General features: G+C 30.9%; 9 protein-coding genes. All 9 read right to left on the reverse strand.

Annotated features, from left to right (window positions below; genetic code table 11):
- Positions 1-569: 569 nt before the first annotated feature.
- Entirely contained in the window at positions 570-1,511 is a 942-nt protein-coding gene (locus N4T77_RS19750; protein WP_261673578.1) for a hypothetical protein, read from the reverse strand.
- Complete coding sequence (locus N4T77_RS19755) at positions 1,504-2,094, reverse strand: RNA polymerase sigma factor (RefSeq protein ID WP_261673579.1); 591 nt, start codon at positions 2,092-2,094, stop codon at positions 1,504-1,506. The genes N4T77_RS19750 and N4T77_RS19755 overlap by 8 nt, the downstream gene beginning before the upstream one ends.
- Positions 2,095-2,287: 193 nt before the next feature.
- Positions 2,288-2,593, reverse strand: coding sequence for a hypothetical protein (locus N4T77_RS19760; RefSeq protein WP_261673580.1), 306 nt, complete (start codon positions 2,591-2,593; stop codon positions 2,288-2,290).
- Between the two features lie 10 nt (positions 2,594-2,603).
- On the reverse strand, positions 2,604-3,611 hold the full coding sequence (locus N4T77_RS19765; RefSeq protein WP_261673581.1) for a WG repeat-containing protein: 1,008 nt from the start codon (positions 3,609-3,611) through the stop codon (positions 2,604-2,606).
- 16 nt (positions 3,612-3,627) lie between these two features.
- On the reverse strand, positions 3,628-3,780 hold the full coding sequence (locus N4T77_RS19770; RefSeq protein ID WP_261673582.1) for a hypothetical protein: 153 nt from the start codon (positions 3,778-3,780) through the stop codon (positions 3,628-3,630).
- Between the two features lie 322 nt (positions 3,781-4,102).
- Positions 4,103-4,759, reverse strand: a complete 657-nt coding sequence (locus N4T77_RS19775; RefSeq protein ID WP_261673583.1) for a hypothetical protein — start codon at positions 4,757-4,759, stop codon at positions 4,103-4,105.
- Positions 4,760-4,876: 117 nt separating this feature from the next.
- On the reverse strand, positions 4,877-5,161 hold the full coding sequence (locus N4T77_RS19780; protein WP_261673584.1) for a DUF6881 domain-containing protein: 285 nt from the start codon (positions 5,159-5,161) through the stop codon (positions 4,877-4,879).
- A gap of 340 nt (positions 5,162-5,501) precedes the next feature.
- A complete protein-coding gene (locus N4T77_RS19785) occupies positions 5,502-6,131 on the reverse strand; it encodes a hypothetical protein (protein WP_261673585.1) in 630 nt (209 codons plus the stop codon).
- A gap of 3 nt (positions 6,132-6,134) precedes the next feature.
- Positions 6,135-7,051 (reverse strand): RHS repeat-associated core domain-containing protein (locus N4T77_RS19790; RefSeq protein WP_315903189.1); only part of this gene is annotated, 917 nt, incomplete at its 5' end.

Genomic DNA, 7,051 nt, shown 5'->3' on the forward strand with positions numbered 1-7,051 from the left:
ATTTATTGAGAAGATTCATTAAAGAATTGCTGGTTTATTCAAAAATAAGTTATCTTATCTTTACTCTGTTTAATTTTCAAGGATCATGTCGATTTAACTCGACTGCTTGTATATCTTATCATTTTCATCTTGCTTTGTCAATAAAATTTTTAATATTTTTTATTTTCAATCTTTATTGACAACTTTTACATATTATTATGAACAATTATTTCTGCCAACATATTTTGTTAACTATTTTTTGCTCACTTGCTTGCCATTTATCAGGCAACGAATGTTATTCTATCACCTTTATCATCAACATATTTATAAGCTTAGTACAATCGTTAAGATTTATCTAGTATATACATCGATTATCTCATAATACCTAAATATCTAATGCATTGACACACTAGACACAGTTTTCTTGTACTCTGATAATCCTCTAGTGATTTATATAACTGATGTACTTAATTTGACTAGTACAATTACAAATAGCAAAGAACTAAGCTTAGAATCTTTCTAAACCTAGTTCTCTAATTAAATGACAATTTATAAACCGCTACTTTTACTCTTAATAGAAAATCCTGAACCTATTCTTTATTTTTATAAGTTTTCATATATTCTTTAATAAACTTAGAAGCATTATCAATATCTGTTTCATTATTATTAAGATTTATTAAACTAAAGCTTATACCGTCAGCTTCCCACTGAATATGTTTTACTTTAACAATTTCATCCGGTTTGCTTTTGATATCACTAAGATATAAGTTTCCCCCAGCTTTTGTAAAAGTTCTAGTACTCTCTAAAACCTTGCACTTTATGTTTTCAATGTTTAATTCCTTAAATTTATCTTTTCTTTCTGTCTCCCTTGTTGATTTATCTTTTTTCTCCATACTTAATAAATAATTATGCCCTTTGTTATCAGAATAGCAGCTATATACACTAAGCTTCTTTTCAAACTTTTTAGTTTCATTTGATTCGACATCCTTACTTATAAATTCGTAAAAGTTTTGTGATAACTTTTCAGCATCATCTAATTTGATATTATATACACTTACACAAGCCTGTATATCAGGTTTGCCTGAGTTAGTATGAATTTGAAAGTCCTCTGCAATTTTTTCAGGTAAGTATATCGAAAAACCTATTCTTTTTTCAAATTTACTTCTGTTTGAATCCGTTATTAACATTCCTCCATAGTTATACACTGGGATTAAGTATTCTTCACTTTTTTCAACAATTTTATAGTCATCTCCTGACTTTTCTAGGATAAAAATACTCCTTAGAGTTCTATAAGTCTCTTTAGCTAAAACCCTTACATCACTAGACATAGATAAAGCTATTCCGGAAAAAAGAATTGTACAAAGAATAAAACTTGCAGCTATTTTCTTCGTTAACTTAGATTTACTTGCCTTACTCTCTAAGTTAGTTCTATTGCTCCATGCCTGCTCAAATATATTTTTAGAAGGTTTTTCATAGTAATTACTTATATTTAATGATGACTTAAACTTTTCATCAAATAAATCATTACACACCGTGGTCACACTCCCTACCATTAATTTTTTTAAAATTATAATCATCACTAAAGGAATGTTGTAATTCCTCCTTTAACTGGTTCCTTGCATAAAACAATCTAGATTTTACAGTTGTCTTAAAACACCCCAAGATCTTAGCAACTTCCTCTACACTCATGTCATTAAAATAATAAAGAATAACAACTGCTTTTAATTTATCATTCAGTTTATTAATGGCATTGTGCACAGTAAGTTTAAGCTCACAATTTGCAATGTCATCTTCATACTGGAAACCATGTAAGTGCACCTGCCTTTGATTTTCTATATCTACTGGCACTATACGGGAATGTTTATTACATAAATCCCATCCAGTTCGAATCATAATTTTAAAAAACCAAGTTTTAAAGGCCCCCTCATTTCTAAGATTTTTTATTTCTCTAATGCATTTTATATATGTTTCTTGAAGTATATCCTCTGAAATTCCTCTGTTTCCTGAAATAAGATACGCTGTAGCTAGTGCTTCCTTCTCAATTCCTTGGAATAATTCCCGAAAAGCCTCCTTTTCACCAAGCTTACATCTGTCTATTAAATTTTTAAGTTCCATCTAATCACCTCCCTCATTTTTAATCCTCTATAATATTAAGAGAAGTTAGTTTTGCAAAAGGTTTTGTTAAATTTTCATTTTATGCAAAAAAGGTTATCTTTATATAGAAATTTCTCCTCTATATAGAGATAACCTTCTCTAGTGGTCTAGTATTTATAAATTAATTAACTTATTGATTTACAACAATCTCCCACTACATCTTGCATTTTTTTTCTATTCCTTCAAAGAGATACTCCAAGTATTCTGTATCTGCTCCCTCTTTTTTTAGCTTATCTATCCTAGTTTTAGCACCTTCTAGGCCCTCTCTAGCTTCCTCAAAATCCTTTTGCTTTATGGAACTGCTTGCGTATTCTAATAAATAGTCAACCTTTAGCACCATCTCAGCTAAGTCTTCCCTATCATCATTTACCAACTTCAATAGCAAGGAGTAAATTTTAGGCGAAGTCTTTTCCTTATTAATACTCAATAATTTATTATTTCTAGTGGTCTTCTTAGCCATTTAATATCACCTAAGCTTTCCAAATATATTCCCCGTTATTATTTATATAGCTAGCTTTATTTCCAAGCTCAACCTTTGCTATACCGTTAACAAACTTACCTACCTCATCAAAGGCTGGGCTAATAACTAAATTACCTTCTAAATCTACATATCCCCATTTTCCATCTACTTCTACCGCTACAAAACCTTCACTAATTGTATCTACATTATCATATATTAAAGGAATTATTTCTTTTCCTTCTCTATTTATAAACCCATATTTTTCTCCAACAGCCACTGCTGCAAAGCCTTGATAAAATTCCTCAGTCCAATCATACTTAGCCGGTATAATTAGTTCTCCCTTTTTGTCTATAAAGCCATATTTATTTTTTACTTCTACTGCCGCTAATCCTTCTTTGAAATCATTTGCTTCATGGTACTTAGCAGGAATTATAACATTTCCTGATTTATCAATGTATCCACATTTCTTTTTTATTGTAACTGCTGCAAGTTCTTCTGAAAATCCATAGGCAGAGTCATACTTAGGCTCTATAATAAAATTGCCGTCTTTATCTATATATCCTAACTTTCCTCCTAGCTGAACTACAGCAATGCCATCGCTGAAGTCAAAAGCATCTAGAAATTGAGGCTCTATTACCATTTCCCCAGCCTTGTTTATATATCCCCATTTATATCCTAGCTTAACTGCAGCTAATCCTTCGGAAAAGTCACCTACTTCATCATACTGGCATTGAATAACTAGATTTCCCTCACTGTCAACATAACCGCTTTTATTTCCTAATTGTATCGCCGCTAGCCCCTCACTAAAATTATAAACATCGTCATACTCAGCCTTTACTACTAAATTACCTTCTTTATTTATAAACCCGAATTTTTCATCAATGTCTACTATAGCTAATTGACCTTCAAATTCTTCAGCATAGTCAAACTTAGCTTCTATAACTACTGCCCCTGTATTATCTATGTACCCATATTTTTTCCCTACTTTTATAGGATAAAGTGTTTTTGCATTACTCATATTCTTCTCCTTCTTCCTAATCAAACAATCCACCGGTTTTATTATTTATGATAGCCTTCTTGCTTCCACCAATTTTCTTTTGTGGTCTTAATGTACTTCCCTTTTGTGAACCTTTCTGTTTCTTTTCCTCAATTAGTTTTTTCATCATTTCTATATTTTTCTCTGACATTTTTATTCTCCCTCATTTACTACAAATTATTATAATTACTATTCCTAGAAAATATTATCACAAGTACTCTTATTTTACCTCATATAATTAATGGCATTCAATAGTGATTTGATTAATATTAACAGATTGAACTAAACATATACCGGTATAACAAGAATAATATATTTTACTTGTCTTCTCTACGCAATCAATAACGATTTTAGAACAATCTTTATAATATCCAATTCTATTCCCTCTTTCATAATACTTTCTAAGGTTTATGATAGCGATAAACAAATAATGCTGAGATAACCTCGAAATAATTTTATACTTACTATGGATTTTAATATAAAATATTTCTTGAAGGTAATTTATCAACTTTTAATTCAATTACCTGATTTTCACATATCTTTTTTAGCTTTTCACTATCACTTGCCTCTTCCTTAAGTTTATTTAACCAAGATTCAACTCCTCCAATACGAGCAAATACATGTTCTGGCCAATTATAGGTTTCTTTCTTTGCTAGGTCAATAGCTTTTTGTACTTCAACTGTATTTCCACACCATGCACTTACAAGTATCATATACTCATAAACCTCAATCTGAAACGGAAATGTTGGATTTTCTATATATTTTTTGAATCCAGATAGAACTTTATCTAGTTCAACATCTCCCTCTAAAGGGATTAATAGATTTTTACTCATAATTTTTGCCAGCTCTCTATACTTCTTTTCATGGAATTCCAAACTTACACTTTGTCTGTTAAGAGTACTAGCTAATCCTAACGTAATCACAGGAAAAGGCCGTACTAAATTATGAACATGAAATGTGGGAATATAACTGTTATTCCATGACTTAACTTCAAGCAAAATTCCCACCAATATTGGGCCTATTCTATTTATCAAATGTATAGGTTTATATACACCCAGTGAAGGAAATAATTCGTTCCAATCTTGCGTAATTCTTTTTTTATCTGCAGTTGTTAGCTTACTCAACGTCATGGGTTTACCTCCATAATTCTTATAATATTTGATGAGCCGTTATCTAAAATTTTACTTTACTATAGTATAAAAAGGTGGAACACTATATTTTATTAGCTGCTCCACCTTAACTTACCTTTATTTATTACATTGTATTCTTTTCAGCCACACTTTTTCAAATTCGCGTTTACCTATTTCCATGGGTTTAAATTGGTTATCTGAAGCTGTTTCTGATAAAGTTAGTAATGGCTCCTCCGATAATCTTGTTCCCCCAAATTCGGTATTTAAGTCCGCATATTCTATTTTATTATCCCTATAAATTTCAACTTTTCTTATTTCATTATACTTATCATCAATTTCTGAATATATAATAATTGGTTCATGCTCTAAATTATGAATCCATTCTATCTTTAGATACCTCATGTTTTATCACCTCTTTATTTTGTAACAGGCGCAAAACTAACTATACGATTTGTAATATCCAAGGCAACTTTATTTAGTATTACAAATACTCCTTCTCTTCTTTTTTTTTATCAACTTAAGGGCTTTTACATCAGAAAATATTCATAATAATTATTGGATTTCATATTCTGTTGTATTCCATTTGTATTTCTTTATAAAAGCCATCAACCATTGTTTTTGCTTAGGTTGATGGCTATATTGTATGACTCCTTGTTAGAAAATTATAAACAACTTCTTATTCGCTACTATTTTTAATCATTTTAACACATCATCTTCTCAATTTAACTTTATCTTCATTACCTTACTTCAACACTCTTTCGGTGAATTTCATAACCATATTTAATCCATAGTCATTTATACTTTTTAAAAATGCTATTTTTTTCTCTGAAATCTCTTTAATGTTATCTTTACCTAACAATTTAGCTAATCCTATTGCATTCATTGCTCTCTTATGATGTAGTGGTGAAAATATCCATACTTCTGGGTCATCTCTTAGCATCATCACCAAAGCATCTTCCATACTTTGGTACTTATCTATATACGGAAGTGCTACGTTTTTAATTGTATTTAAAATTTCTTCACCCACACACTTTATATTAGATTTTTCATTTATAATTAGTCGTCTCTGTCTTCCTTCATTAAGATTTCCTAATTCAATTCCTAATGTAGAAGTTTGTTGTTTCTCTTTTGATGTTAGCAATTTGTTATCTATATTAATCATTTCTTCCAAAGAATCAAACCTAATACTCACACTTATAACAGCATCAAAGTCATTATCATGTTCAATAAAGCTAATATGAATCATCGTCCTACCATTATCTATTACTTTCCAAAACGACTGTCCATAAACCTTTTTGTCAAAACCATAATTACTAAGTCCATTTGCTACTTCTTTCAATATTTCTTTCTTCAATCTCTTTTTATCTATCATTAATTAATCCACCCTCAATATACGAATTTCTATCGTTTTAATTCTAACATATTGACCAAAGAGTTCACCAGCATTTTTTCCTACCAAAATACCACCTTCTGTTTCAATCAATCTATCTTTAAGAATTTGAGAAGAACTTCTTACAGCATTCCCTGATTTCACTTCTACTGCTACTAAATTTCCTGATTGGTTACTAACTAAATGATCAATTATTCTTCTTCCTGCTGAAGTTCTAACACTTACTTGGCTACCAACAATTTTATATCCTTCATCAATAAGCTTTTTAGCTGCTATTCTTTCTGCCGCTGCACCTACTGCTCTATTTTTAGCAAGAATTTCTGCTTTACTCACACTCTTTGGACTAGTATTTGATGCCCTCGATGCAATCCTAACAAATCTTTGTGAAATATTTTGAGCAATTTGCGATGCTCTTGTTATCACCGTAGTTCCCATAGTTACAGCTGCTGCAAATGTTGCTGGAGATGCTATAGCTACTACTGCTGCCACCACAATTGTAGCCACTACTGCTACCAAAGCCCATTTAACCCATCCGTATGAATAGCCATTTGGATCTGTCATATTAATAGGGTTATTTTTGCAATATGCAAATACATTATGAGATAATAAATCACCTCTGCTTTCGCCTAATGCATCAGCATTCAGATATCTCCCCCACTCTGGGTTGTAATATCTTGAATTTAAATAGTAGAGTCGAGTCTCGCTATCAAACCTATAGCCTCTATACCTATAAGGATTCTTGTACCCAACATGTTCCTTATTATTAGTTACATCAATACCCTTTTCATCTTTAATGCTAATAAGCTTGCCCCAGCTATCGTATATATAGCTTACTACCTTAGTACCGCTATTGTTAATCAGACCGATAATGTCTCCTTGACCATTCCTTATATAAACAAAGG

The organism is Clostridium sp. CX1, from assembly GCF_025398335.1.
Classification (GTDB): domain Bacteria; phylum Bacillota; class Clostridia; order Clostridiales; family Clostridiaceae; genus Clostridium_AM; species Clostridium_AM tanneri.